The 26,867-nt window shown below is 41.4% G+C and carries 27 protein-coding genes, 1 riboswitch and 1 other annotated feature; of the genes, 24 read left to right on the top strand and 3 right to left on the bottom strand.

Features of this window, described 5'->3' with window-relative positions; all coding sequences use genetic code 11:
- The first annotated feature begins 31 nt into the window (after positions 1 to 31).
- The 6 genes from ERX37_RS11580 to ERX37_RS01105 all read left to right on the top strand — a co-directional run bounded on the left by ERX37_RS11580 (position 32) and on the right by ERX37_RS01105 (position 6,947).
- Positions 32 to 649: a hypothetical protein gene (locus tag ERX37_RS11580; RefSeq protein WP_229713134.1), complete on the top strand. Its 618-nt coding sequence runs from the start codon at positions 32 to 34 to the stop codon at positions 647 to 649.
- Positions 646 to 1,689 carry a two-component system histidine kinase PnpS gene (pnpS, locus tag ERX37_RS11585; protein ID WP_229713136.1) on the top strand — a complete coding sequence of 348 codons (1,044 nt, stop codon included), beginning with the start codon at positions 646 to 648 and terminating at the stop codon, positions 1,687 to 1,689. The genes ERX37_RS11580 and pnpS overlap by 4 nt, the downstream gene beginning before the upstream one ends.
- 72 nt (positions 1,690 to 1,761) lie before the next feature.
- Positions 1,762 to 4,368 (top strand): DNA polymerase I, encoded by a 2,607-nt coding sequence (gene polA, locus ERX37_RS01090; RefSeq protein WP_133428802.1) that lies wholly within the window; start codon positions 1,762 to 1,764, stop codon positions 4,366 to 4,368.
- A 9-nt stretch (positions 4,369 to 4,377) separates the two neighbouring features.
- Positions 4,378 to 5,250 carry a bifunctional DNA-formamidopyrimidine glycosylase/DNA-(apurinic or apyrimidinic site) lyase gene (gene mutM / locus ERX37_RS01095; RefSeq protein WP_133428803.1) on the top strand — a complete coding sequence of 291 codons (873 nt, stop codon included), beginning with the start codon at positions 4,378 to 4,380 and terminating at the stop codon, positions 5,248 to 5,250.
- Positions 5,251 to 5,259: 9 nt separating this feature from the next.
- Positions 5,260 to 5,853, top strand: coding sequence for a dephospho-CoA kinase (gene coaE, locus ERX37_RS01100; protein ID WP_133428804.1), 594 nt, complete (start codon positions 5,260 to 5,262; stop codon positions 5,851 to 5,853).
- 83 nt (positions 5,854 to 5,936) lie between these two features.
- Positions 5,937 to 6,947: a glyceraldehyde-3-phosphate dehydrogenase gene (locus tag ERX37_RS01105; RefSeq protein ID WP_133428805.1), complete on the top strand. Its 1,011-nt coding sequence runs from the start codon at positions 5,937 to 5,939 to the stop codon at positions 6,945 to 6,947.
- 45 nt (positions 6,948 to 6,992) lie between these two features.
- On the opposite strand, the gene ERX37_RS01110 is transcribed toward ERX37_RS01105, so the two are convergent.
- Positions 6,993 to 7,664, bottom strand: coding sequence for an SGNH/GDSL hydrolase family protein (locus ERX37_RS01110; protein ID WP_133428806.1), 672 nt, complete (start codon positions 7,662 to 7,664; stop codon positions 6,993 to 6,995).
- Between the two features lie 117 nt (positions 7,665 to 7,781).
- Between ERX37_RS01110 and nrdR the strand changes: the two genes are divergently transcribed.
- The 14 genes from nrdR to ERX37_RS01180 all read left to right on the top strand — a co-directional run bounded on the left by nrdR (position 7,782) and on the right by ERX37_RS01180 (position 21,086).
- Complete coding sequence (gene nrdR / locus ERX37_RS01115) at positions 7,782 to 8,246, top strand: transcriptional regulator NrdR (RefSeq protein ID WP_133428807.1); 465 nt, start codon at positions 7,782 to 7,784, stop codon at positions 8,244 to 8,246.
- 8 nt (positions 8,247 to 8,254) lie between these two features.
- Positions 8,255 to 9,586: a replicative helicase loading/DNA remodeling protein DnaB gene (locus ERX37_RS01120; RefSeq protein WP_133428808.1), complete on the top strand. Its 1,332-nt coding sequence runs from the start codon at positions 8,255 to 8,257 to the stop codon at positions 9,584 to 9,586.
- On the top strand, positions 9,586 to 10,503 hold the full coding sequence (gene dnaI, locus ERX37_RS01125) for a primosomal protein DnaI (protein WP_133428809.1): 918 nt from the start codon (positions 9,586 to 9,588) through the stop codon (positions 10,501 to 10,503). The genes ERX37_RS01120 and dnaI overlap by 1 nt, the downstream gene beginning before the upstream one ends.
- 284 nt (positions 10,504 to 10,787) lie before the next feature.
- Entirely contained in the window at positions 10,788 to 12,716 is a 1,929-nt protein-coding gene (gene thrS / locus ERX37_RS01130) for a threonine--tRNA ligase (protein ID WP_133428810.1), read from the top strand.
- A 53-nt stretch (positions 12,717 to 12,769) separates the two neighbouring features.
- Positions 12,770 to 12,942, top strand: a riboswitch (Lysine riboswitch).
- 61 nt (positions 12,943 to 13,003) lie between these two features.
- On the top strand, positions 13,004 to 14,500 hold the full coding sequence (locus tag ERX37_RS01135; RefSeq protein WP_133428811.1) for an amino acid permease: 1,497 nt from the start codon (positions 13,004 to 13,006) through the stop codon (positions 14,498 to 14,500).
- Between the two features lie 31 nt (positions 14,501 to 14,531).
- Positions 14,532 to 14,654: a sequence feature (ribosomal protein L20 leader region), on the top strand.
- 18 nt (positions 14,655 to 14,672) lie between these two features.
- Entirely contained in the window at positions 14,673 to 15,209 is a 537-nt protein-coding gene (gene infC, locus ERX37_RS01140; RefSeq protein WP_133428812.1) for a translation initiation factor IF-3, read from the top strand.
- Between the two features lie 12 nt (positions 15,210 to 15,221).
- Complete coding sequence (gene rpmI / locus ERX37_RS01145; RefSeq protein ID WP_133428813.1) at positions 15,222 to 15,422, top strand: 50S ribosomal protein L35; 201 nt, start codon at positions 15,222 to 15,224, stop codon at positions 15,420 to 15,422.
- A 29-nt stretch (positions 15,423 to 15,451) separates the two neighbouring features.
- Complete coding sequence (rplT, locus tag ERX37_RS01150) at positions 15,452 to 15,811, top strand: 50S ribosomal protein L20 (protein ID WP_133428814.1); 360 nt, start codon at positions 15,452 to 15,454, stop codon at positions 15,809 to 15,811.
- A gap of 154 nt (positions 15,812 to 15,965) precedes the next feature.
- Positions 15,966 to 16,670 (top strand): sirohydrochlorin chelatase, encoded by a 705-nt coding sequence (locus tag ERX37_RS01155; RefSeq protein ID WP_133428815.1) that lies wholly within the window; start codon positions 15,966 to 15,968, stop codon positions 16,668 to 16,670.
- Positions 16,651 to 17,085, top strand: a complete 435-nt coding sequence (locus tag ERX37_RS01160; RefSeq protein ID WP_133428816.1) for a precorrin-2 dehydrogenase/sirohydrochlorin ferrochelatase family protein — start codon at positions 16,651 to 16,653, stop codon at positions 17,083 to 17,085. Before ERX37_RS01155 ends, ERX37_RS01160 begins: the two co-directional genes overlap by 20 nt.
- A 14-nt stretch (positions 17,086 to 17,099) precedes the next feature.
- Positions 17,100 to 19,502 carry a nitrite reductase large subunit NirB gene (gene nirB, locus ERX37_RS01165; RefSeq protein WP_133428817.1) on the top strand — a complete coding sequence of 801 codons (2,403 nt, stop codon included), beginning with the start codon at positions 17,100 to 17,102 and terminating at the stop codon, positions 19,500 to 19,502.
- Between the two features lies 1 nt (position 19,503).
- On the top strand, positions 19,504 to 19,812 hold the full coding sequence (locus tag ERX37_RS01170) for a nitrite reductase (NAD(P)H) small subunit (RefSeq protein WP_133429645.1): 309 nt from the start codon (positions 19,504 to 19,506) through the stop codon (positions 19,810 to 19,812).
- Positions 19,803 to 20,768, top strand: coding sequence for a uroporphyrinogen-III C-methyltransferase (gene cobA / locus ERX37_RS01175; protein ID WP_133428818.1), 966 nt, complete (start codon positions 19,803 to 19,805; stop codon positions 20,766 to 20,768). Before ERX37_RS01170 ends, cobA begins: the two co-directional genes overlap by 10 nt.
- A gap of 117 nt (positions 20,769 to 20,885) precedes the next feature.
- On the top strand, positions 20,886 to 21,086 hold the full coding sequence (locus ERX37_RS01180; protein WP_133428819.1) for a hypothetical protein: 201 nt from the start codon (positions 20,886 to 20,888) through the stop codon (positions 21,084 to 21,086).
- 97 nt (positions 21,087 to 21,183) lie between these two features.
- Here ERX37_RS01180 and ERX37_RS01185 read toward each other — a convergent pair whose 3' ends face one another.
- A complete protein-coding gene (locus ERX37_RS01185) occupies positions 21,184 to 22,080 on the bottom strand; it encodes a nuclease-related domain-containing protein (protein WP_133428820.1) in 897 nt (298 codons plus the stop codon).
- 195 nt (positions 22,081 to 22,275) lie between these two features.
- Between ERX37_RS01185 and ERX37_RS01190 the strand changes: the two genes are divergently transcribed.
- The gene (locus ERX37_RS01190; RefSeq protein ID WP_133428821.1) at positions 22,276 to 23,337 is read left to right on the top strand and encodes a M42 family metallopeptidase; all 1,062 of its coding nucleotides are present in this window, start codon (positions 22,276 to 22,278) and stop codon (positions 23,335 to 23,337) included.
- A gap of 26 nt (positions 23,338 to 23,363) precedes the next feature.
- Here the strand turns inward: ERX37_RS01190 and ERX37_RS01195 are convergent, their stop codons facing one another.
- A complete protein-coding gene (locus tag ERX37_RS01195) occupies positions 23,364 to 24,752 on the bottom strand; it encodes a dihydrolipoyl dehydrogenase family protein (protein WP_133428822.1) in 1,389 nt (462 codons plus the stop codon).
- 105 nt (positions 24,753 to 24,857) lie between these two features.
- Here ERX37_RS01195 and ERX37_RS01200 point away from each other — a divergent pair, with 105 nt between their 5' ends.
- The 3 genes from ERX37_RS01200 to ERX37_RS01210 all read left to right on the top strand — a co-directional run bounded on the left by ERX37_RS01200 (position 24,858) and on the right by ERX37_RS01210 (position 26,791).
- Positions 24,858 to 25,601, top strand: coding sequence for a TrmH family RNA methyltransferase (locus tag ERX37_RS01200; protein WP_133428823.1), 744 nt, complete (start codon positions 24,858 to 24,860; stop codon positions 25,599 to 25,601).
- An 84-nt stretch (positions 25,602 to 25,685) separates the two neighbouring features.
- A complete protein-coding gene (locus ERX37_RS01205) occupies positions 25,686 to 25,883 on the top strand; it encodes a hypothetical protein (RefSeq protein ID WP_133428824.1) in 198 nt (65 codons plus the stop codon).
- A gap of 395 nt (positions 25,884 to 26,278) precedes the next feature.
- On the top strand, positions 26,279 to 26,791 hold the full coding sequence (locus tag ERX37_RS01210) for a hypothetical protein (RefSeq protein WP_133428825.1): 513 nt from the start codon (positions 26,279 to 26,281) through the stop codon (positions 26,789 to 26,791).
- The last annotated feature ends 76 nt before the right edge of the window (positions 26,792 to 26,867 follow it).

Here is a 26,867-nt window from a genome sequence, read left to right on the forward strand (position 1 = left end):
GAACAGACTCTTCACTTTTTTAGTGGTACTCATGGTATTAAGTTTTATCCTGATCGGTTTTTTTCTGTCTAATATCGTCACCGAACAGATCACTAAGACGAAGCAGACTGAAATGAAGAAACAGGCTGAGCGTCTGATTGAGATTGCTCAGACACAGCCGCAGTCTAACAATGAAATCAATGATTATGATAAGGTCTCACTGAAACAGATGTGGATTAAGAAAGGTGAACAGACTTTCTATAAAAGTCCTGCTATAAATGAAGAAGGGATCAATAAAGTGATGGAACCTTGGCTTACGACTGGTAAGACGGGTTTCTATAGGTTTACTGAGGAGGAATCACAGGCCGTTCTTGTCTATAGAAAGGAAGGTTATACGGTTTATCTCGTAGACCGGCTGACAGATCTAAAGGGTCTGACGAGGTCAATCTGGGAGTATCTGCTGCTGACGATGATGACAGCTATACCGATTGTCTTCTTTATAGTCCGCTATATTTACCGGAGTTATATCGCGCCTATTAAGGAAGTGACCTATGCGTCCAAGCTGCTGACAGAAGGTAATTATAAAGTGCGTATTCCTGAGAGTACAGTCACGAAACTAAGGAGCTTTATATCAGCACAAATAGACTTGCACGCACGCTCCAGACATTGAATAATGAACAGAAGCTGCAGCGTAACCGTCTTGAGACAACACTTGAGAATATTCCTTCTGCCATTTTAATGGTGGATAAGCAGGGTCGGGTTGTTATTGTCAACGATACGTATAATTCGACCTTTAACCAGGGACAGCAGGTGTTAGAAGGGCACTATGATGAAGTAATCACTTATCCTGCTATAAAGAGAATGATCAAAGATGCGATTTATACGGAAAAAACAATCAATGAAACCATTGATATCATGGTGAATGTACATAAAAAGTATTTTGATGCAGTAGTTGTCCCTGTTCTGTCGAGAAGGCGACGTAAGCTGGAAGGTGTCGTCGTCGTGCTGCATGATATCACCAAGTTGAAGTCACTCGAACAGATGCGTAAAGATTTTGTCGCAAATGTCTCACATGAACTGAAGACACCGATTACGTCTATCAAAGGTTTTTCAGAAACATTGCTCGATGGGGCTAAGAACGATCCAGATACGCTTGAAATGTTTCTGGATATTATACTGAAGGAATCCAATCGTATTCAGGGATTGGTGAGCGAGTTACTCGAACTGTCAAAAATTGAGCAGAGCAGCCATATTGTTCTTGATGAAGTCAATCTCAGCCTGAAGACAGAGAACTCACTTGAAGTGGTACAGCAGCTGGCAGGCAGAAAAAATATTAAAATAGAAACATTAATCGAAGAAGACGTGCTGGTGATGGCAGAAGCAAGTAAACTGAAGCAGGTCATCATCAATCTATTATCGAATGCCATCAACTATTCTCCGGAAGGTGCCGTTATCAGAGTCAATGTCAAGAATGAAGGAGACGGAATTCTTGAAGTGATTGATGAGGGGATCGGTATTGCGAAAGAAGAACAGACACGTATTTTCGAGCGGTTCTATCGTATTGATAAGGCAAGAAGCAGAGAAAGCGGCGGAACTGGGCTTGGACTTGCGATTGTCAAGCATATTGTTGAAGTCTTTGGTGGTACAATCGTCGTTGAAAGTGAAGTAGGAAAAGGCTCGACGTTCAGAGTCTGTCTGAAGAAAGCATAAGCCATGCACAACAGTGCATGGCTTTTTCTGTGCTATGGTAAAATAGAGATATCAACTTAACGGAGGCAAATTATGAGTGAAAAACTAATTTTAATAGATGGTAACAGCCTGGCATTCCGAGCATTTTATGCACTGCCGCTGCTCAATAATCGTTCGGGGATTCATACGAATGCAGTCTATGGTTTTACATTGCTGCTCGACAAAATTATTAAGGACGAGTCGCCGACCCATTTCCTTGTGGCATTCGATGCAGGAAAGACGACGTTCCGTCACTCGACCTTCAGTGAGTATAAGGGTGGCAGACAGAAGACACCGCCGGAATTAAGTGAGCAGTTTCCGCTCATTCGTAAACTAGTTGAAGCTTATCATATTAAACATTATGAGCTTGAGAACTATGAAGCTGATGATATTATCGGGACGCTGGCAAAAGAAGCAGCTGACAAGAAGATGGAGACCATTATCATTACAGGTGACCGGGATTTAACCCAGCTTGTCAATGACTATGTCTCTGTTTATTACACAAAAAAAGGTGTCACAGATATCGATCATTATACACCGGAATTCGTGCAGGACAAGTATGGCTTCGGGCCGGATAAAATAATTGATTTAAAAGGCTTGATGGGCGATAAGTCAGACAACATTCCGGGTGTACCGGGTGTCGGTGAAAAAACGGCTATTAAACTACTTCTCGAATACGGAACAGTTGAGGAAGTCATCAGTCACCTGTCAGATATTAAGGCGAAGAAGCTGAACGAAAACTTAATGAACCATCAGGCTGATGCATTGATGAGTAAACAGCTTGCAACCATTGAAGTAAATGCACCGATTGAAATGAGTCTGGAAGATATAAAGCTCGAGTCCGGTTCAGACGAAGACAAGATAAAACTATTCAAAGAGCTGGAATTCAAGCAGATGCTTGAACAGATGAATACAGCTCCTGTCGTTGAGCAGCAGGATATGAAAATTGTGGATATTAAAAACATCAATCTTGAGGGCACGACTGCTATCTTCATAGATTGCTTTAAGGACAACTATCTTGTTAACGAAGTACTGCCGCTTGCGATTACTGACGGAAGTCAGACAGCAGTAATCAGCAGTGAAGAGTTGACTAAAAATCAAGACCTGAAAAATTATCTTGAAGACGCTACTAAAAATAAGTATGTATTTGATGCGAAGAAAACCGTTATTCTGGCGCGTCGCTCAAGTATTGAAATCAGAGGCATCGATTTTGATGTTATGCTGGCCAGTTATTTACTGGATCCATCAAAAACGATTGTGGATGTTGCTGAAACAGCGAAGCTTCATAGTATCACGATACCGAATAACGAACAGATTTTCGGTAAAGGTGCAAAGATGGCTATTCCTGAGGCAGCAGAACTTAATGAATATTTTGCACGTCAGGCGATGACCATCTATCAGCTTACTGCACAGATGAAATCAGCACTGGAGAACAACGAACAGATGAAGCTGCATGATGAACTTGAGCTGCCGCTTTCTCTTGTACTTGCTGATATGGAATATAGAGGGATAAAGGTCGATAAGCAAGCACTTATCGATATGCAGGAAGAACTGAAAACTCGCATCGATGAACTCGTTGCCACTATTTATCAGCTGGCGGGTCATGAATTTAATATTAACTCACCTAAACAGTTAGGCGTCATCTTATTTGAGGAACTGGGATTACCAGCAGCAAAGAAAACAAAAACAGGTTATTCGACAGCAGTGGATGTGCTTGAAGGTCTAAGAGACCAGCATGAAATTATTGCAGCCATCCTCGATTATCGCCAGCTTGCGAAGTTGCAGTCTACATATGTAGAAGGTCTCCAGAAGATGATTGCAGAAGATGACAAAATCCATACTCGCTTCAATCAGGTGCTTGCCCAGACAGGACGCCTGTCATCAGTAGAACCGAATTTACAGAACATCCCTATTCGTCTGGAAGAAGGACGTAAAATCAGAAAAGCATTTACAGCGTCTAAGCCAGGCTGGGTCATTTTTGCAGCCGATTACTCACAGATTGAGCTGCGTGTGCTGGCACATATCACAGAAGATAAGAGTATGATGGATGCCTTTAATCATGGTATCGATATTCATACAAAGACTGCGATGGAAGTATTTGATGTTGAGAAGGATGAAGTCAATGCAGATATGAGACGTCAGGCAAAAGCAGTTAACTTCGGTATTGTCTATGGCATCAGCGATTACGGTCTCAGTCAGTCACTCGGTATCTCCCGTCCTGCAGCCGCTAAATTTATTGAGGATTATTTGGAGAGTTTCCCGAATGTGAAGCAATATATGGATGATATCATCCAGCAGGCTAAGCAGGACGGCTACGTCTCAACACTGCTCAATAGACGACGCTACATCCCGGATATCACAGCGCGTAATTATAACGTGCGCGGATTTGCTGAACGTACAGCGATGAATACACCGATACAGGGGAGTGCAGCGGATATTATCAAGCTTGCGATGGTCAACTATGCGCAAGAAGTGAAGGGAACAGACTTTAATGCAGAACTACTGCTGCAAGTACACGATGAACTGATATTTGAAGTGCCGGAAGATGAGATTGAGGCATTCAGTCTTTTCGTCAAGAATGTGATGGAGAATGCCCTGGAACTCAGTGTGCCACTTCTCGTTGAATCGAGTTATGGTGCATCATGGTATGAAGCAAAATAGGAGGAGAATATGCCAGAACTACCTGAAGTAGAACATGTCAGACGAGGTCTTGAACCTAAGGTGATAGGTGAAATCATTACAGGGGTCACTTTTTCTGACAAAGTGCATAGCGGTAAACAGAATGGTAAAGAAACGATTATTAAAGGAATCGATCTTCAGACATTTAAAGATCATGTGATGGGCAGTACCATCAGTCAGATTGATAGACGAAGCAAATATCTGATATTTACGATTGAGAACGAAGGGCGCACACAGTTTATCATCAGTCATCTCGGTATGTCAGGTGCTTATTTTGTCGTTGATCATATCGATGACATCGGGATCCCGAACTATATGAACCACTGGCATGTCGAACTGGCACTCCAGTCCGGGAAAAAACTCATTTATAGCGATATCAGACGCTTCGGCGAAATGCGGCTGATCGACCGGCTTGAGGATGCCAGACAAATAATGGCGATTGCGCCCGAACCCTTTAACATAGAGGCTGAAGCGCACTTTCTTGAACAGCTGGACTTAAAGAAATGGCAGAAAAAGCCGATTAAAGAAGCGGTGATGAATCATAGTGTGATCAGTGGCTGCGGTAATATCTATGCCTGTGAGGGTCTGCATGCAGCAGGAATAGACCCGCATCGCCCAGTGTCATCGCTGGATGAGGCATCCAGGAAGCATCTCTTTCAAGCGCTGGTTCATGCTTTGGAAGAAGGAATACTGTACGGTGGGTCCTCCATCTCAAGCTATAGAAATGTAGAAGGTGAAAGTGGACAGATGCAGACCCGCTTCAAAATATACGGCAGAAAAACATGTGGCACGTGTGGATCAGACGTTCAGACTGCAGTCATAGCAGGACGGAATACACACTACTGTACAATATGCCAGAAATAGGTGATATAAATGACAGTTATCGGATTAACGGGCGGTATCGCCAGTGGTAAATCAACAGTTGCCCAGTTACTTCAAGGGCAGGGCTTCGTTATAGTGGATGCAGATATTGCAGCGCGTCAGGCGGTTGCACCCGGTTCAGAAGGGCTCAGACAGGTGGCAGCAGCATTTGGTCCGGATGCCGTACTGAATGGTGAAATGAATCGCGCATATATTGGTCAGCAAATTTTTCATGATGAGGACAAGCGGCATAAATTAAACAGTATTATTCATCCTATTGTGAGGACCATTATGGAAGAGGAGAAAGAGGCTGCTCTCAGTGAAGGCCAAGATGTCATTATGGATATTCCGCTTCTCTATGAAAACAAGCTGGAAGAAACAGTGGACACCGTCTGGGTCGTCTACATACCGGAAAAACTGCAGCTTGAGCGATTGATGAAGCGTAATCAGTTATCAGAAGAAAGTGCACGTGCTCGAATAACATCACAAATCTCAATAGAAGAGAAACGAAAACGTGCCGATATTGTCATTGATAACAGTGGAACATTAGAAGACCTTAAAATAAATGTCGACACAGTCGTGAAAGAATATTACAAATCTCACTAAAAAAATGGAAGCAACCGCTTCCATCTTCTTTTCATTATGTTATACTAATGACATAAAAGTATAGCACAATAAGGAGATATGACATGACGACAAGAGTGGCAATTAATGGTTTAGGCAGAATTGGTAGAATGGTATTCCGTGCAGCAGCACTTAATGATGAGCTGGAGATTGTCGCAATCAATGCGAGCTATCCACCTGAAACATTGGCACATCTAATCAAGTACGATACCACACATGGTAAGTATGAACTTGATGTTGAACCGATTGATAATGGTCTTAAAGTAGGCGGCAAAGAAATCAAACTGGTCGCTGAACGTAATCCTGAATTACTACCTTGGAAAGAACTGAATATCGATATTGTCATCGAAGCAACGGGTAAATTCAATGACGCTGAGAAAGCATCTGCACACTTAAAAGCAGGCGCTAAGAAAGTTCTTCTGACAGCGCCGGGTAAAGGTAATGTACAGACGATTGTGCGCGGTGTAAACTGTGAAGGTCTTGATATTGAGACTTATGAGGTGATTTCTAATGCTTCATGTACAACGAACTGTCTGGCTCCAGTAGCAAAAGTACTGAATGAAAAATTCGGTATCGAGAATGGTCTGATGACGACTGTGCATGCTTATACAAACGATCAGAAAAACTTGGATAACCCACATAAAGACTTACGTCGTGCACGTGCATGTGCGCAGAGTATCATTCCTACTTCAACAGGTGCGGCTAAAGCGTTAGCGCTTGTATTGCCTGAATTAGAAGGTAAACTTCACGGTATGGCATTACGTGTACCGACAACGAATGTTTCACTTGTCGATTTAGTAGTTGACCTGAAGACTGATGTAACAGTTGAAGATGTCAACAACGCCTTCAAAGAAGCATCTGAGGGTGCACTGAAAGGTATTCTTGATATCACCTTTGAACCATTAGTCAGCGTTGACTTTAATACTAATCCAATGTCATCAATCGTCGATGGTCTGTCAACGATTGTGATGGATGGCAATAAAGTGAAAGTCCTTGCCTGGTATGATAATGAGTGGGGCTACTCAACTCGTGTTGTTGAACTTGCTGTATTAATGGGAGAAAAATTAGCTGACTAAGAGATTAATGGAAATGAGCTGCTCAAAAAGAGCAGCTCATTTTTGTTATTTTGTCGTCAATACCTCAATCTGTCTACTGAGGACTGCGGCCATGACATCATAGCCTTTAACGTGTGGATGCAGACCATCCTTCGTCAGCTCAGCATTTAATCGGTTATTGATGGTCATCTCTTTATAGTAGTTGATGAAGGGAATAGCCATATCATCTGCCAGTCGCTCAATCTGACTATTGATTTCGGTGATAGCAGCAGCTCTGACACCTGACTGATCCAGATGAGGACGATTAAGGGAGGTGACCGATGTGACTGCTATCGGAATATGGTGTTCTCTGCTCAGCACTATCATCGCTTTTATATCATTAACCGCCTGATCGATGATAGGACGGGCATCAGTGTCATCTGTCGCTTCACTTAAAGTTTTCGTATTATTGACACCGATTGATAATATGATTAAATCTGGCTTCAGCTGTAAGGCATCTGCCTCGAACCGACGCCTACAGTACATCGTATAGTCATCACTGACACCACGGTTGATGAGTCGTTTATTGTCTTTATGCCGGAAATAACTATCGATATCCCAGTAGGCGGTGATGGAGTCACCGATAAAGACGATGCCGACATCATCATTGTGATAGAGAATCGCTTCATTTCTTCTGTTAAATTTCTCACGCTCTTTATTGACGGGATTACCGTCTTCAAACTCTTCAAGTTCAATCATGCTGTGTCGCCTCCTCAAGTTATCTATCTATACCCCATTCTCTAAAGTCATTAACGGTTTTGATGATTGCTTTAATCATGTATAATGAAGTGATACTAATTAAAGGAAGGCGATAGCATGAAATGTCTGAAATGTGGTTATAATCAGTCAAAAGTTGTCGATTCAAGACATGCAGATGATTTGAATGCCATCAGAAGACGTCGTGAATGTGAACAATGTGGCACGCGTTTTACGACGTTCGAACGCATCGAGTTATCACCGCTCATCGTCGTCAAGAAAGATGGGACACGCGAGGCATTTAATCGGGACAAGGTTCTTCACGGCCTCGTACGTGCGTGTGAGAAAAGACCGGTGGCCTATGACGATCTTGAAAGAATTGCGAATGAAGTGGAATATCAGTTGCGTGAAAGTAGTCAGACAGAAGTATCATCTGTAGATATTGGTGAGCTGGTCATGGAACAGTTAATGGGACTTGATCAAGTATCATATGTCCGATTTGCTTCAGTCTATAAAGAATTTAAGGATATTGATCAGCTGCTGTCTACCATGCAGGGTATGCTGAGTGATAAGAATAAAAAGTAGGTGTGTACATGCATTATTTTTCCGGAATAAGACCTGCTGACCGTTTTGTTGTAACGACCAATTATGTGGCGACCGGCTTAACAGAAGAGGTGCTGAAAAGACTCTATATTCCTTTGATAGGACTGGAAAGCATTGCGGTCTATCAATATATGACACAATTTCTGGACGATACACAAGTATCAGATGAAGTGACGCATTATATTATTATGAATGAACTCAAGATGAATCTCAGTCACTTTGAGAAGCTGCGCTTTCGACTGGAGGGCATCGGTCTGATGAAGACATTTATGAAAATAAATGATGAGTCTCAGCATTTTGTCTATAAACTGATCAGTCCGGTGATGCCAGAACAGTTTTTCAATGATCCCATGCTTTCTGTCTATCTCTATCAGACTGTTGGTAAAGAGCGGTTCAATCAGCTGAAACGTCACTTCAGTACAGCGGGAATTGATCTGACAGATTATAAGGAAGTCTCTAAAAATTATATCGATGTCTATGGTGCGCCGAAATCACCACCAAAAGAAATCTATGACAATAATGATGGTCTGATTAAAACAAGTACATCACTCGGTATACCGGTTCATCAGCAGACATTTGACTTTGATATGCTGGAGATGCTCTTGAAGCAGAATCTGATTACGAGGGAACAGCTGACAAAAGAGGTACGTGAACTGATCGCACAGTTGTCAGTGTTATATGATATTGCACCGACTGATATGCGCCGCATCGTCTTAAAATCCATGACATCTGATCAAGCGATATCACTTGAGGATCTAAGACGTAATGCGCGTGACTTCTATCAGTTTGAGCACGAAGGTAACTTGCCGACATTAACAGTGGCATCCGAACAGACGTCAGTACAGAAAGAAAAAACGCAGCTCAGCTGGTTTGAAATGATGGATACGACGAGTCCAATTGAGATGCTTGCCGCGTTCAGCAAGTCTGAACCGACGATGAAACAGAAACGGATGATAGAAACTATTATTGAACGAGAAAAACTACCTTTTGGTGTGATGAACGTGCTTCTGCAGTACGTCATGCTCTCCAACGGAATGAAGCTGCCGCAGACCTATATAGAAGAAATTGCCTCTAACTGGAAAAAACTGAAGCTGGATACGAGTGAGAAGGCATATCATCATGTCAAGAAAATGCAGCGTGAACAGAAAGAACGTCAGCAGAGACCGGCTAAACAACGTGTAATGAAGTCATATGAGAAGACACCGGAGTGGCTTGAAAAAATGGAGCAGCCCGAGCAGCAGAAAGAACAGAACATGGATCTTGAGGAAGAGAAACGTAAACTGGAAGCAGAACTTCAAAATTTTTGGAAGGAGGGTGAATAATGAAACCATTCAGTGCATTTGTCAAAAATAATCCGGGTATTATGGCCAAGATAGAACAGGTTAAACGTGAGACGATCAATCATCCGGATATCAAACCGTTTATTGAAGAACATAATATAACAGAAGAGATGATTGATAAGGACTTGACGATTCTCCAGGAATATAAGGATCAGTCGAAACTGTGCGAACGATGCGCGAGTTACGGCAAGTGTATCAACTTTGTCAAAGGACATACACCCCGCCTCTATATAGAAGATGAGCGTATTAAAATCACCTATTCTCCTTGTCCGAATAAGAAAATACATGATGAAGAACAGCTGATGAAAGAATATGTCACGGCGATGCATGTGCCTTATGAGACACTGAATGCGAAGATTAAGTCAATTGACCTGGACGGTACGGAACGCATCAATATTGTTAAGCGTGCCGTTGAAATCTGTAACGATATCGCAGCAGGGAAGCAGACGCGAGGCATGTATATTCACGGGAGCTTCGGTACCGGGAAATCTTATATACTGGGTGCGATTGCCAATCAGCTGAAAGAACGTCATATTTATACGACCATATTCTATGTGCCTGAGTTTCTTCGTGAACTGAAATCAGGTTTTAACGACGGTACTTATGAACAAAAACTGGACCGTGTTAAAAATAGTCCGGTTCTGATGCTCGATGATATCGGTTCAGAGGAGATGACGCCCTGGGTTCGGGATGAGGTGCTAGGTCCACTGTTCCATTATCGCATGATGAACCAGCTGCCGACATTCTTCTCGTCCAACTTCAATAAGGATGAACTGAGATTTCATTTTCAGCAGACGAAGAACGGTGAAGAGAAGACGAAAGCCTATCGGATGATGGAACGTATTGAAGCACTGACAGATGCTTATCCGCTGAACGGAAAGAATTATCGTCGCTCTTGATTAATCTGTTGAAGGGTGTATAATATAATCATAATCAAACGATTCAAATAATGATAAAGGATATGAGTCACAGTCTTTGTTACTTAGCGAGTCAGGGTAGGTGTGAGCCTGATTAATAAAATGTGGACTTACTCCCTTTTTAAATTGACATCTAATCCATGTCCGGCTCAAGACCGTTATCTTATGCAGAGTTGCCGTAAGGCGATTAGGGTGGTACCGCGGAATGACTCCGTCCCTTTTGGGATGGGGTCTTTTTGTATTTAAAAATAGAAGGAGTGTTTAATGTGAGTGAGATTAAAATCAAGTTTCCAGATGGTAATGAAAAGAATTTTGATAGGGGTGTAACAACTGAAGAGATTGCTGCTTCAATCAGTCCAGGTCTTAAGAAAAAAGCATTAGCAGGAAAATTCAACGGTCAGATGGTGGATCTGTCAACAGCACTTGAAACAGACGGAGGTATCGAGATCATTACACCTGAATCACCTGAAGGAATCGAGGTGCTGCGTCACTCGACAGCTCACTTAATGGCGCAGGCGCTTAAACGGATATATGGTGATGTTCATTTCGGTGTAGGTCCTGTTATTGAGGAAGGTTTCTATTACGATTTTGATATGGAGGAGAAAGTCTCAGCAGAGGATTTCGAGAATATCGAAAAAGTAATGCGTCAGATTATTGCAGAGAATGATAAGATCGAACGTCGTGTTGTCTCACGTGATGAAGCAAAGGCAGTTTTTAAAGATGATCCATATAAACAGGAACTGATCGATGCCATTCCGGAAGATGAGAATGTAACACTTTATTCTCAAGGTGAATTCACTGACTTATGTCGTGGTGTCCACGTACCGTCGACTGGTAAAATCAAGGAGTTCAAACTGTTATCAGTAGCGGGTGCGTACTGGCGCGGTGACTCAGATAATAAAATGCTGCAACGTATTTACGGTACAGCTTTCTTCGATAAGAAAGAACTTAAAAAACACCTTCAGTTGCTTGAAGAGCGTAAAGAACGCGATCACCGTAAAATCGGTAAAGAGATGGAACTCTTCACTACTAATCCGTTAATTGGGGCAGGACTTCCATTATGGCTGCCAAACGGTGCGACAATCCGTCGTGAACTTGAGCGCTATATCGTCGATAAAGAAGTGGCACTTGGTTATGATCACGTCTATACACCAGTAATGGGTTCATCTGAACTGTATAAGACGTCAGGTCACTGGGATCATTACCAGGATGATATGTTCCCTGTGATGGAGCTTGATAACGAGACATTCGTACTGCGTCCTATGAACTGTCCTCACCATATGATGATCTATAAAAACAGACCACACAGCTACCGTGAATTACCTATTCGTATTGCTGAACTAGGTACAATGCACCGTTACGAAGCAAGTGGTGCTGTATCAGGCTTACAGCGTGTCCGCGGTATGACTTTAAACGATGCGCATATCTTCGTTCGTCCTGATCAAATCAAGGATGAGTTCAAACGAGTCGTTGAGCTTGTCATCGATGTCTACGAAGATTTCAATTTCAAAGACTACAAATTCCGTCTGTCTTACCGTGATCCGGAAGATACTGAGAAATACTTCCAGGATGATGAGATGTGGGAAAAAGCACAGAGCATGCTGAAAGAAGCCGTTGATGAAATGGGTCTTAATTATGAAGAAGCACCAGGCGAAGCGGCATTCTATGGTCCCAAGCTTGATGTTCAGGTTAAAACAGCACTCGGCAAGGAAGAGACATTATCGACTGTTCAGCTCGACTTCCTGTTACCCCAGAAATTTGACTTAACATATATCGGCAGTGATGGTCAGGATCACCGTCCAGTTGTTATTCACCGTGGTGTCATCTCAACGATGGAACGTTTCGTTGCCTTCTTAACTGAAGAATACAAAGGGGCTTATCCAACATGGCTTGCACCAAATCAGCTTGAAATCATTCCGGTTTCAAATGAAGTACATTATGACTATGCACGTGCTTTATATGATGAACTGAAGTCTCAAGGCGTTCGCTGCCATATTGATGACCGTGAAGAGAAGATGGGCTATAAGATCCGTGAAGCACAGATGCATAAAGTCCCTTATCAGGTCGTTGTAGGTGATAAAGAAGTCGAAAATAATGAAGTGAATGTCCGTCGTTACGGTCAGAAAAATTCAGAGACTATGGAGCGCGACGAGTTCATCTGGCAGCTCGTTGACGAAATTCGTCTCAAAAAATAAGGTTGCCTCACAGACTTTAATGCGTTATAGTATAAACAAATAAATATTCCTCAAGAAGAGGTAGAGGTCGCGACAACGATCAGTAGTGCTGCAGATACGGTATCACGTAAGGGAAGCAGTGTGAAAGGCAATGTCGCCGAAGTATCCGGTAAGTGATAACAGCAGGGTACTGGGCTGATATAGAAGATATATCAGACTGTCACATTTGTGATGCGCTACTTAACTGATTTATCAGGCGTGCATCTTTAGATGTGCGCCTTTTCTGATGAAATAGAAGGTGGTTTAATATGAGTGGAAATAATGAAGTACAGCGTCTCCTGAAACCTCGACACATCTCCATGATTGCAATTGGTGGCTGTATCGGTACAGGTTTATTTATGACTTCAGGTGGTGCAATTAGAGATGCAGGGCCAGGCGGTGCCTTACTTGCATTCGCAATCATCGGGATTATGGTTTTCTTCCTGATGACAAGTTTAGGGGAGATGGCAACTTATCTGCCAATCTCTGGCTCTTTTTCAACTTATGCGACTCGATTCGTCGATCCGTCGCTTGGGTTTGCTCTAGGATGGAATTACTGGTTTAACTGGGTTATTACAGTAGCAGCGGACGTCAGTATAGCAGCAAGCGTCATTAAATACTGGGAGCCCCTCAACTTTCTCCCGGGCTGGGCGTGGAGTCTCGCCTTTCTGGCGATTATCTTCCTGCTCAATACATTATCAGTCAGAGTGTATGGTGAAAGTGAATACTGGTTCGCTATCGTCAAGGTTATTACAGTTATCCTATTTTTAATCATCGGTGTCCTGACGATATTTGGTATACTCGGCGGCGAATATATCGGACTTCAGAATTTTACAACTGGTGATGCACCATTCGTCGGTGAAGGTCTGACAGGATCATTCCTGACCATTCTCGGTGTTTTCCTTGTTGCGGGATTCAGCTTCCAGGGAACAGAGCTGGTCGGTATTACAGCAGGGGAATCGGAAGAACCGGAAAAAACGATTCCTAAAGCTATTAAGCAAGTATTCTGGCGTATTCTGATTTTCTATATTCTTTCTATTTTAGTGATTGGATTAATCATTCCTTATACAAACCCGAATCTGATGGGTGGAAACAGTATTTCAAAATCTCCATTCACACTTGTTTTTGAAAATGCAGGACTTGCGTTTGCTGCTTCCTTTATGAACGCTGTTATCCTGACTTCAATTCTGTCAGCAGGTAATTCAGGCATGTATGCCTCTACTCGTATGCTTTATGCAATGGGGAAAGATGGTTTAGCATCGCGTAAGTTCTCAGAAACAAATTCAAAAGGGGTACCTATTCCGAGTCTTCTTGCTACTTTTGTTGTGATTCTCATCATCTTTATGGTAGAGCGTGTAGCAAGTGGTGCTTATGAATATATCGTAGCGGCAAGTGGTCTGACAGGCTTTATCGCATGGCTCGGTATCGCGATCAGTCATTACCGTTTCAGACGTGCCTTCTACAGACAGAACAAAGATTTATCAGTATTGAAATATAAAGCGATGTGGTTCCCGTTCGGTCCGATATTCGCATTTGTACTCTGTCTGTTTGTGATCATTGGTCAGGATACAGATCTGATCCTGCACGGTGATTTTGATATGAATGGTTTCCTGATTACTTACATGGGGATTCCGATCTTCCTGGCATTTTACTTGTATCATAAGTTACGTTATAAAACGAAAAAAATACCGCTGGAAAAAGTCGACCTTTCTCAATCCACTGATATGAGTGAATATGAGAAAATAGATGTTGACATCCCGAACTAATCCTGTTAAGATTAAGTCTGTTGAATACGAAACGAACAAGCAGAAGCATCCCGCTTCTCACCCGAGGAACGCCACGAGCAGTGACCGGGTATATACATGGTTGCCATGTTTATTTTTACGCGGGTGCATTATGCACCCGCTTTTTTTGTTCGTCTAGTAAATCCAATAGGAGGTGTCAATCATAGCTAAAGATCAGACGCAAATCAATGACAAAATCCGTGCAAGAGAATTACGATTAATCGGCCATGATGGTGAACAATTAGGTGTTAAAACAAAGGTCGAAGCAATCGAGATCGCTGAACGTGTCAACCTTGACGTAGTACTCGTTGCACCAACTGCTAAACCACCTGTTGCAAAAATTATGGATTACGGTAAATACAAATTCGAACAACAGAAAAAAGAAAAAGAAGCACGTAAAAATCAGAAGATTGTGGTTGTTAAAGAAATTCGCTTAAGTCCAACGATTGAAGAAAATGACTTTAACACAAAACTGAAAAATGGTCGCAAGTTCCTTGAAAAAGAAGATAAAGTTAAAGTATCTATCCGATTCAGAGGACGTGCAATCACGCACAAAGAATTTGGTCAACGTGTACTTGAGAAATTTGCAGAAGAATGCAAAGATATCGCTACAGTTGAACAAAGACCTAAGATGGATGGTCGCTCAATGTTCTTAATGTTAGCACCAATCGTCGATAAAAAACAAAACTAGGAGGACATCAAAATGCCTAAAATGAAAACTCACCGCGGAGGCGCGAAACGTGTAAAAAGAACAGCTTCAGGTAAATTAAAGCGTTCAAGAGCGTTCACTTCTCACTTATTTGCTAACAAATCAACTAAACAAAAACGCGGACTTCGTAAAGCAGCTTTAGTATCTAAAGGCGATCAAAAGCGCGTTGCTCAAATGTTAACTTACGTAAAATAAAATACAGGATTATCTAAGGAGGAATTATCATGCCACGAGTTAAAGGTGGAACGGTGACGCGTCGTCGTCATAAAAGAACCATTAAATTAGCAAAAGGTTATTTCGGTTCAAAACATACATTATACAAAGTAGCTAAACAACAAGTAATGAAGTCAGGTAACTATGCTTACCGCGACCGTCGTCAGAAAAAACGTGACTTCCGTCAATTATGGATCGCACGTATCAACGCGGCAGCACGTATGCACGACATGAGCTACAGCCGTTTAATGAATGGTCTTAAAGTAGCAGGTATCGACATCAACCGTAAAATGTTATCAGAAGTGGCTATCACTGATGAAAAAGCATTCGGTGAATTAGTTGAAACAGCTAAAAAAGCATTAAATAAATAATACTTTTAATCCAATACTCAAGTGAGTATTGGATTTTTTTGTTGCAATTTTCAGCTATAAGGGAATTCCCTATTTGTGAATAAAGTCACATAAATCGCTACTATTCGAACGCTCAGTACGATAAAATAAAAGTGTATTGAAGAGGGGGGATTGGGTGCAGGGAATTATATATATTGCCCATGGTTCTAAGATGCCAGATAAAAATGAAAAGTTTCGTCAATTTGTTGATTTGATTATAGAAAAAAGACCGGAGCGGATTCAGCGTCTTGCCTTTCTGGAAAAGGACGATGAAAATGTACCACTTGTAGCGAGCGAGATGCTTGAAGCAGGTGTCACTGAATTTCTCGTGATGCCAATGCTGCTGTTTCCAGCCATGCATGCCCAGGAGGATATTCCTGAGCAGCTGGAGTCAGTTCTCGGTGATAAGGCAAGTTATAGAGTTGCTGACTGTTTCGGTGATGAGGAAAGTGTCTGGCGTGTAGCGCTTGATAGAATTGATGAAGCAAGAGGCCATGTATTGATTGTCGCACATGGTAATAAGCGTTTTGATGAACCAGATATGATGCTGACAGAAGTAGTAAGTCAGATGCAGCAGCGGACTGATAAGGAACTTAGTGCTGCGATGTTATACGGCAAACTGAGTTTTGAGGAACGCTTGAAGAATCTGGACGGTGAAGTGACGATTATGCCATATTTTCTGTTTGACGGTCATTTAGTGCGCAAAATCAAACGGCTGAGTGAACCCTTTATCGCTGATGGTATGATGATTCACTTTACTGAGACGCTGGATTTGGATGATTCAATGGCACAGGCTGTACTGAATAAGCTGGAGGCACTCGATGTATCCAGTCATGCTTGATTTGACAGATAAGAAAATAGTCGTGATTGGTGGGGGTCGCATCGCCACTCGTAAAGTCAAAGGACTGAAGGGTGAAGGTGCTGATATCACAGTCATTGCGAATGAAATAACAGATGAAATTAAGACGCTAGATACGATGATTATTGAAGAGTCTTTCCGTCATGATATTTCAGCATTTGATATGGTTTTTATCGCAACAGATGATCCAGCTGTCAATCAAGCAGTTATTGAGCAGATACAACCGCATCAACTCGTTAATGATTGCACGAACAAAGCAAATTCTACATTTTTTAATATGGCAAGTTTCCGTACGGCAGATGCCCGCATCATGATTTCAACAGATGGTAAAAATCCTGAGACAAGTAAAATACTTAAAAATAAACTTCAATCATTTCTAAATGATGATTCGATATAAAAGGAGAGACACCCATGAAAGAAAAATTAGTAATGGTCGGTAATGGTATGGCAGGGGTCAGAACTATTGAGGAGATTTTAGATAGAGATCCTGATAAATTTGAAATTACGATTATCGGGGAGGAACCTTATCCGAACTATAACCGTATTATGCTGTCTAACATTTTACAGAAGAAAATGACAGTAGAAGAAACAATCCTGAATGACTATGCATGGTATAAAGAACATGGGATTACTTTACATAATGATGACCGTGTAGAAGAAATCGACCGTGAAAAACAAACAGTCACCACTAAAGACGGAGCTGTTTATGAATATGACAAATTAATCATGGCGACAGGTTCAACAGCATTCTTACTGCCGATAGATGGTATCAGACTGGACGGCGTTGTCGGCTGGAGAACCATCAAAGATACTGAATATATCATCGAACAGGCAAGACATTATCGTAAGGCTGTGGTCATCGGTGGAGGTCTCCTCGGTCTGGAATGTGCGCGTGGTCTTCTCGATCAAGGCATGGATGTCACAGTTGTCCATTTAGGCGAATGGCTGATGGAAATGCAGCTTGACCGTAAAGCTGGGGACATGCTGAAAGCTGATCTTGAAAAACAAGGGATGAAATTTAAGCTGCAAGGTAATACGCAGGAAATTATCGGTCAGGACCGGGTTGAAGCAGTCCGACTGAGTGATGGAACAGTTATTGAAACAGACTTAGTCGTGATGGCAGTCGGTATTCGTCCAGTTACAAAACAGGCACGTACTGCAGGTCTTGAAATCGGTCGTGGTATCGTCGTTGATGACAACATGATGACAAGTGATCCGAACATTTATGCTGTCGGAGAATGTGCAGAACATAATTCTAAAGTCTACGGTTTAGTCGCGCCATTATACGAGCAAGGTAAAGTGCTGGCAGACCATATCACAGGTCGCCCGACAGATGGCTATCATGGCTCTGCTACATTTACTTCTCTTAAAGTATCCGGCTGTGATCTGTTCAGTGCAGGTAAAATTTACGAAGGTGAAACCATCCGTGGTATCGAAGTCTTCAATGGTGTCGATAATGTCTACAAAAAAGTGTTTGTTGACCAAGGTAAAGTCGTCGGTGCCGTGCTATATGGTGATACTGAAGAAGGTAACCGCTTCTATAACATGATTAAAAAAGGTGAAACAATCGAGGAATTCACACTTGTTTCACTGCTGCATAAAGCAGGTGAAGTCGATGCCATCAGTGTTGCTGAAATGGCAGACGATGAAACCATCTGTGGCTGTAACGGTATTTCTAAAGGACAGATTGTCACTGCAGTACATGAAAAAGGTCTGACAACAGTTGCAGAAGTAACTAAACATACGAAGGCCGGCGGTTCATGTGGTAAATGTAAAGGTCAGATTGCTGACTTACTTGCTCATACGCTAGGTGATTCCTTCAATGCAGGTGGACCAACAGGTATCTGTGAATGTACAGAACTTACACGTGACCAGATTGTGACGCAGATTCGTGCCAAAGGCCTTAAAACATCCAAAGAAGTGCGTAATGTACTGGGCTGGAACAACGAAGGCGGCTGTGCGAAATGTCGTCCAGCGGTCAACTACTACCTCAATATGGTATGGCCCCATGAACATGAAGACGAAAAAGATTCACGTTATGCCAATGAACGTTTCCGTGCCAACATTCAGAAAGATGGTACATTTTCAGTTATCCCGCAGATGCAGGGTGGTATCACAAATCCTGAGCAGCTGATTAAAATCGGTGAAGTGGCGAAGAAATATGAGGTCGATCTGCTGAAAATCACAGGTGCACAGCGTATCGGTCTGTACGGTATCAAAAAAGACGACCTGCCGAAAATCTGGGATGAGCTCGGCATGCGTTCAGCGGCGGCATACGGTAAATCCACACGTTCTGTTAAATCATGTGTCGGTAAAGCATTCTGCCGCTGGGGCACGCAGTACACCTATGACCTCGCTATCCGCCTGGAATCCACATTCGAATATATCGATACACCACACAAATTCAAGATGGGTGTCTCAGGCTGTCCGCGTAGCTGTGTAGAATCTGGTGTTAAAGACTTCGGTGTGATCGGGGTCGAGAACGGCTTCCAGATCTATATCGGTGGTAACGGTGGTACAGAAGTAAAAGCTGCAACACTGTTAACAACAGTACCGACAGAAGATGAAGTCATCGAATTATGCGGCGCAATGATGCAATACTACCGCGAGACAGGTATCTACGGTGAACGTACAGCACCATGGCTCGATCGTCTTGGCTTCGAAAAGGTTCAGGAAGTACTGATGGACGAAGCAAAACGTAAAGAACTTCATGCACGTCTGATGGATGCAAACAAAGATCGTCAGCATGAACCATGGAGCAATGTTATTGAAAATGAAAATGAACGTAAAATCTTCGAAGTGGGGCGCGTATAATATGGAGAAAGTAAAAGTATTTAATCTCTCAGACTTAAAACCACAGATTGGGATGAAATGTTACGTCGGTGGTAAAGAAATCGGTGTCTTCCTACTGGATGACGGTGAAGTAAGAGCAGTCAATAATCTCTGCCCACATCAGCAGGGTCCGTTGAGTGATGGAACAGTATCAGGCCACTTTGTATATTGTTCACTTCATGAACGTAAAATCAGTCTTGAGGATGGTGAAGTACAGCCACCTGATAGTGATGGCTGCGTGGAAACTTATAAGACTGAAGTTGAAAACGGTGAAGTCTTTATATGGGTGTAGGTAAAGTCTGTTTTGTCGGAGCAGGACCGGGAGATCCCGGTCTTCTGACGTTAAAGGCAAGAAGAGTGATTGCACACGCTGACGTGATTATCTATGATAGACTCGTCAATCCATTACTCTTGCAGCTCTCTAAAAATGACTGTGAATTAATCTATGTGGGCAAAAATCCTGATGTGAAATATATGAAACAGGACGCTATCAATGAAGTGATCAACCGCGCGGCATCTCGGGGCAAGATGATTGTCAGACTGAAAGGCGGAGATCCAGCTATATTCGGCAGACTAACTGAAGAAGTGGAAAGTCTGCAAGGGGCTGATTATGAGGTTATTCCAGGGATTACAAGTGCCACAGCCGCAGCGGTATACAGCGGTTTTCCATTGACGGACCGTCAGTATTCACCACATGTCACTTTTGCGACAGGTCACTTGCAGAAAGATAGTGTCAGAGAAATAGATTTTCAGGCCCTTGCAAAAGGGGGAACACTTGCACTTTATATGGGGATGAAGGAACTATCTAATATCGTTGATGTTCTAACTGAAAATATGGGGGAACATCTGCCGGCAGCTGTAGTCGGTCATGCAAGTTATGGTTATCAAAAAACAGTGATTAGTGATATTTCGCATATCGTCAGTGAAGTGGAACGTGCAAGTATAACGCATCCGGCGATGATCTTAGTAGGGGATGTCATCCGCTGTCGTCACGGTGAGTCATGGTTTGAGAAATTACCGGAGTTCGGCGAATGTTATCTGATTGTCAGTGAAGACAAAGTAGATATCGATGAAGTACTTGAGCGTTATGATCAGGGCGGTTACTATTATGTCATTGATGAATTGAGTAATAGTAAGAAGCAGGAGAAGTATCGAATGGTTCACCAGGAAGTGCTGAAACACATTCAATTTAATCATATTGAAGGTGACAATCAGGCTAAGAATATTTTCAAAAATTTATATCAGTAGAGACAGTTCATTGTGAACTGTCTTTTTTAGTTACCTTAAAGTTACCTTAAAAAAGGGTAAAACCTCTATTTTGATTAACTTAATTCATATAAAATAGAAGAAAATGGAGGGTGAAAGATGAATAACTTAAAGAAAAAATCGATTGTGGTCTTTACAGGAATTGTAGCAGCCATCATGTTATGCCTATGTCTGGTTATGCTATTAGTTGAGTTGAAAGTAAACTTTGAATCTAGAATCGGATACAGTCCAGTTGTTAAAGTCAACCATGATCCAGGGTTAAAATATAATTTGAGTAGATGGATAGAAATTGGTGAATAAGTAGATTAACATGACGCGCAAATGGAGTTTCCACGTCATGTGAAGGAGTCAAAGTGTTAAACAAAAACTGACATGACGCGCAAATGGAGTTTCCACGTCATGTGAGAGAAGAAAAAGTAGTAGACTTATTACTATAACTCATTTTATAGTATTTTTTCAGAACTCTTTGAATAGCACGTGGCTTCATGCTGGTCCAATCCTCAATTTCTTTACGAGTAACAGGTGCATTTTTAAGTCTAAGCATCTCATCAATCGTAATTTTAAGCACTTCAGATTTTAAATTGGAATAACCGCATCGGCACTTAACATTTTTCTTTTTTTCTACACCTACCATTCCAACCCATCGACACGAGGGACATCGAATGCCTTTTTTCATATTCTCAAATGGATAATAGGCGATACGTTCATGAGGATTAATCTGCTGATGATGAATAAGGAGGAGGTCCCTCAACCGTATTTCCTCATGTGATGCTGTCCGGTCTTTTTGAAAAAAATCGACAATATTTCTGACTTGATGAGGTAAAACGATTCTAGGATCCTGATTAAAGTTATTGAGTTTTAACGCAGGATTAATGAAAACAATTCGACTGATAACCTCAAATGTAAAACCATTCATCTTAACGAATTTCTTTAAATAATAGTCAGCCCGTTCGAGCTGTGACAGTATATCCTGATTATAATAATCACTTCCAGTCACAAACTTTTGACCCATCATCCGCATTTCACCGCTATAATTCTTAATATCCAGATGATAGACCTTGCCATCATAAATGTAGATAAAATCATACTGGGCGAGTCCCGGATTTTTCAGCGATATATCCCAAAGCTTAATTCCACCACATTGCTGGGCCATCTCAAAATACTTTTTTTCTCCGATAAACCCTTTAAGATAGTTTTTCAATGCCAGTTTATCAGCCATATTTAACTCAATTCGTCCATCAGCTGACTTCAAATATTCAAAGTAAGCTGTTGCTTCGTGTATTTTACTGAACACGCCATCACCTCATCCTCAATATAATGCCTTATCACTACTTTGACAAATCCGCCTTCTATCGCAAAAATGCAGAATATCTTTTTTTTGCTCTGAAATATCATGAAATACTCCTAATCAACCATCAGTTTATGAAAAATAAGGCTTCAATTATAAATTTATTAATCATATACTGAATGTAAGAACGAAAGGGGAATAATGATGGAACAACTGGAATTATTTAAAAGACTGACCGACTGTAATGCAGTATCGGGATTTGAACGTCCGATGACGAACTTAATGAGGGAATACTTAGCACCTATATCTGATGACATCATCACTGATAATACAGGTAGTATTTTCGGTAAGAAAGGGAACAGCAGGCATACATTGATGCTGGCAGGTCATCTCGATGAAATCGGCTTTATGGTGACGCATATCACGGATGACGGATTTATTATGTTCACAAATCTCGGTTACTGGTGGGCGAATGTCATGCTCAGTCAGAAGGTAACGATTACAGGACGTAAAGGGGATATCAGAGGAGTAGTCGGAGGAAAACCACCACATGTCCTCGGTGTTAAAGAAAAAGAACTGGCTGCAGAAGTCAGTCATATGTTTATTGATATTGGTGTCAATTCCAAGGAAGAAGCACTGGAAGCGGGTGTACGTATCGGTGATCCAATCACACCGTACAGTGAATTCGAAGTGATGACCAATCCGAATTATCTGCTTGCAAAAGCCTGGGATAATCGTTTCGGCTGTGCACTTGCAGTGGAAGTGCTCCGTGATAATCCAGACCCTAATATCACCATTGTTTCAGGAGCAGTGACGCAGGAAGAGACATTATCACGTGGTGCGAAGACCGCTGCTCACAAAGTGGAACCATCAATAGCAATCGTGCTTGATGTAGGTATCTGTGCCAAAACACCGAATATGTCAGGTCATGCGAAGATGGGGGAAGGACCGATCATTGTTCTGGTAGATGCATGGCATATCGGCCATCCTACATTCCGTCAGTTCGTGACAGATATTGCAGAGAAGCACGGCATCAATATTCAATTTGACTATCTGACAGGTGGCTATACGGATGCAGGTCACATCGCCCAAAGCTTCGACGGTATTCCGGCTGTCACGATTGGTGTACCGACACGCTATATCCATTCAAATGTATCCATGATGAATCGTCAGGATTACAATCAGGCACTTCAGCTTGTTAATGCAGTAGTCAGTGAATTGACAGACGAGATTATCGATCAGATTATCGACCAGACCTACTAAAAAAAGCTGCCAGCAGGCAGCTTTTTTTATAGTTCCATATCAATACCGAGCATCTGTACCTTCAGTAAATCAAGAATACCACTGGATTCACTTGGGAAGGCGAAGATCATTAAGTTCAGATCTTTAGCCGTCAATTTCTTTTCAACGATAAATGTCATGATGTTAATCAGATCGGCAGCTTGATGTGCATAAATCGCTGCACCTGCAATACGCTTTTTCTTATCCAGTGCGATGACCATCTCAGCATCGGTCTCATTTTTATACTGGAAACGCAGTTGCTTACCGAATTCAATCGTTTTAATATCGTAACCCTTTTTTTCGGCTTCAGCTATCGATAGACCCACTTGCGATAATCGAGGGAGAGTATAGGCTACTGTTGGAATCACTGGATACTTAATCGGTACGAGTTCCAGTGCTTTCAGAGGATTGAGTAGTTTAGCTTCTCTCGCCATAATTTGTAGTGCGATATAATTCGATTCAAATGAAGCGGTTGGAGTAAGCTTTGGAATCTTCTTATCCAGCACATCTCCACTTGCATAAATATTATCGACATTAGTCAGTAACTGTTTATTCACTTTGATGCCTTTGTCACTATATTTAATACCAAGTTCATCCAGTCCCATATTCTCAACATTAGGAATCCGTCCTGTCGCATCAACAATATAATCCGTCTCTAGCGTGAAGCCGGACTGTGCTGTTAACTTAAGACCATTAGGACCTTCTTCTACCTTATTTACATCTTCATTGTAATGGAACGTCACATTTTCTTCTTCCAGTTTTTTGATAAGTTTCTCAACATAAGGCTGATGGAAAGCCTTCAAAATCTGGTCTGAATGACTGATGACATGGACATTGGCACCCAATTTACTCGCAATAGTTGCGAACTCGATACTGATGTAACCGCCTCCGATAAAAGTGATGCGCTCTGGGAAGGTCTCTAAATCCATAAAGTCACGGCTGTCATGAAGGTATTCCTTACCTTCAATATCCAGTACATGACTGCGCTGACCCGTTGCAATAACAATATATTTAGCGCCATAATCTGTGCCATCTACCGTGACTGTATTTTTATCTTTAATCTTACCGAACCCTTTAATAATATCGACACCCATCTGGTTGAAGAGATCACCGAGTGAATCCTTCTGTGGATTGATAACTTCATGCTTATAAGCCATTAAGTTTTCCCAGCTGACATCAGGTTTCTGTTCAAATATAGAATCGAGACGCTCGATATCATCCAGGACTTCAAATGGACTCTCCAGTAAAAACTTCGGATTACAACCGAAATTCGTACAAGTACCTGCCAGTGTATCTTTCTCAATAAGAGCGACCGACATCTTGCGCTGCGTAAGAGCGACAGCTGCATGCCAGGCCGCGTGACCACTTCCTATAAAAATAACATCATATTGCTTCATGATATAGCCTCCAATGGATAATATTGATAAATCACTATTCCCTTTTTCAACTCGTTCACACATGATTTCAAGATAAGGTATAATAAAAGAAAAAAGGAGCCAATCATGGAATTAATCGAATCCGTACAGAATACAAGAATTAAAAATTTCGCAAAACTGCATGCACGTAAAGACCGTAAGAAAGCACAGCAATTTTTAGTGGAAGGCTATCATCTAGTAGAAGAAGCGGTGAAAAGCGGTCTTGAAGTTGAAACTATCTTAAGTGTCAACCCACATGATATATCTGAAGAAATGGTAGCGGGAAGTAAAGAACAATTTCAGATTACTTTTAAAATTGCAGAGAAGTTATCACAGACAGAATCACCGCAAGGTATCTATGCCGTCTGCAATACACCGGAACATGAACTGACAGCATTTAAGCAGCTCATTTACCTTGACCGTATCCAGGATCCAGGCAACGTCGGTACCATTATCAGAACAGCAGATGCAGCAGGCTATGACGGTGTGGTCATTTCAAAAGGCACAGTTGATATCTACAATGATAAAGTCCTACGATCTAGTCAAGGCAGTGTCTTCCATATACCTGTCATCGAAGCAGATTTCAATGACATCCGACAATCATTTACAGGTAAAATATATGGTACGAGCCTGAAAAACGGTAAAAACTATAAAGAAGTCGAACTATCAGATGAATTTATTCTAGTTCTCGGTAACGAAGGACAAGGCGTGGATGAACTCATATTGAATGAAACCGATGAAAATCTATTCGTGCCGATATACGGACAAGCAGAAAGTCTGAACGTCGCTGTCTGTGCAGGTATATTAATGTATCAACTAAAGCAATCTTAAATTTTTCTTAAAAATACAGAAAATGTTATTTAAAACCACCTTTGTCGCTTATACTTAAAGTATGAGGATAGGGGTGGTTTTTATATGGATAAAACGTTGGAAACCGTGAAGTATTATTTTAGTCACCTGCTGGATTTTAAAAGTCAGGATGGATACATCAGTTATAGAAGGCAAAATATGATGACTATCATCATAACAGCTATAGCATTTTTGACACTTATATTTAATTTGATTGATAACCATCCCGGAAGGCCAGTAGGCACGCTTCAACTTTTCATTTAGTGCTGACTGCTATTTTAATCGGCTTTATCCTAGTGAACCTGACGACGGTAGGCAATTACCATAGTAAAAGAGATGAATAAAAGATAGAGTAGTGAAAGTAATATTAAGTGAGGTGAGTAGAATTGAAAAATAAAGTAACATTTAAGATGGCACTGTCAGATTTTTTTGAGAATATATTCAGACCAAAAGCTCCGATTAGTTATGAAATGTATAATAAGGGGAGTGATTTATAGTGGGATGGCATTTACACAGAATAGAGAAGTGAGCTTCTTTCCATTTCTGATATTGATGTGGGTGATTATCTTGATGAGCAATGGGATGTATGTCAAAGATATTATAAAAAAATCTAAAAACCTCCCTTATCAAAAAAGTTAATTCTGAAAAGGATGTTTATAATGGAAAAGAAGATAACATGGAAAGAAGCATGGCACGATTACACAACGAACTTCTTTAGACCGAAAGCACCTATTAGTTATCAAATGTATGACAAGCATAAAATGATTGTTATTCCATTTGCTATTCTGCTTCTATTCTTATGGATCATTTACGCATTTACTAATGAATTATATACTGAAGAATTTTATAAACTACCAATAGATGAGCAACATCGTTTAGAAGTATGGGATTCATTTAAAATGGCTCTTTCTTATTTGGGTATATTCAGTTTATTGATGCTGGCAGGTTTTACGTCTGAGTTACGTATGTTTAATAAAAGGGGTAAAAGTTCATTAGCCTATCTAGTTGCGAGTATTCTCTCAATAGTCGGAGGAATAATATATAGCGTTTTAATGCTTAAATATAATATGAAGATACAGTTTATGATTGTATTGATTCCTATATTAACTTCGTCATTGATGGCGAATACTGATTATGTAAGAAAAATCAAGAAAAAGGGCTGGCAGGAATAAGAATAGATAATAGAGAGGAGAAATTACATGCAATACTTAATTCTTTTTATTATGGTGACTGTTGCAAATTTAATTG

The sequence above is a fragment of the Macrococcus hajekii genome (genome assembly GCF_004359505.1).
GTDB classification, from domain to species: Bacteria; Bacillota; Bacilli; order Staphylococcales; family Staphylococcaceae; genus Macrococcus; species Macrococcus hajekii.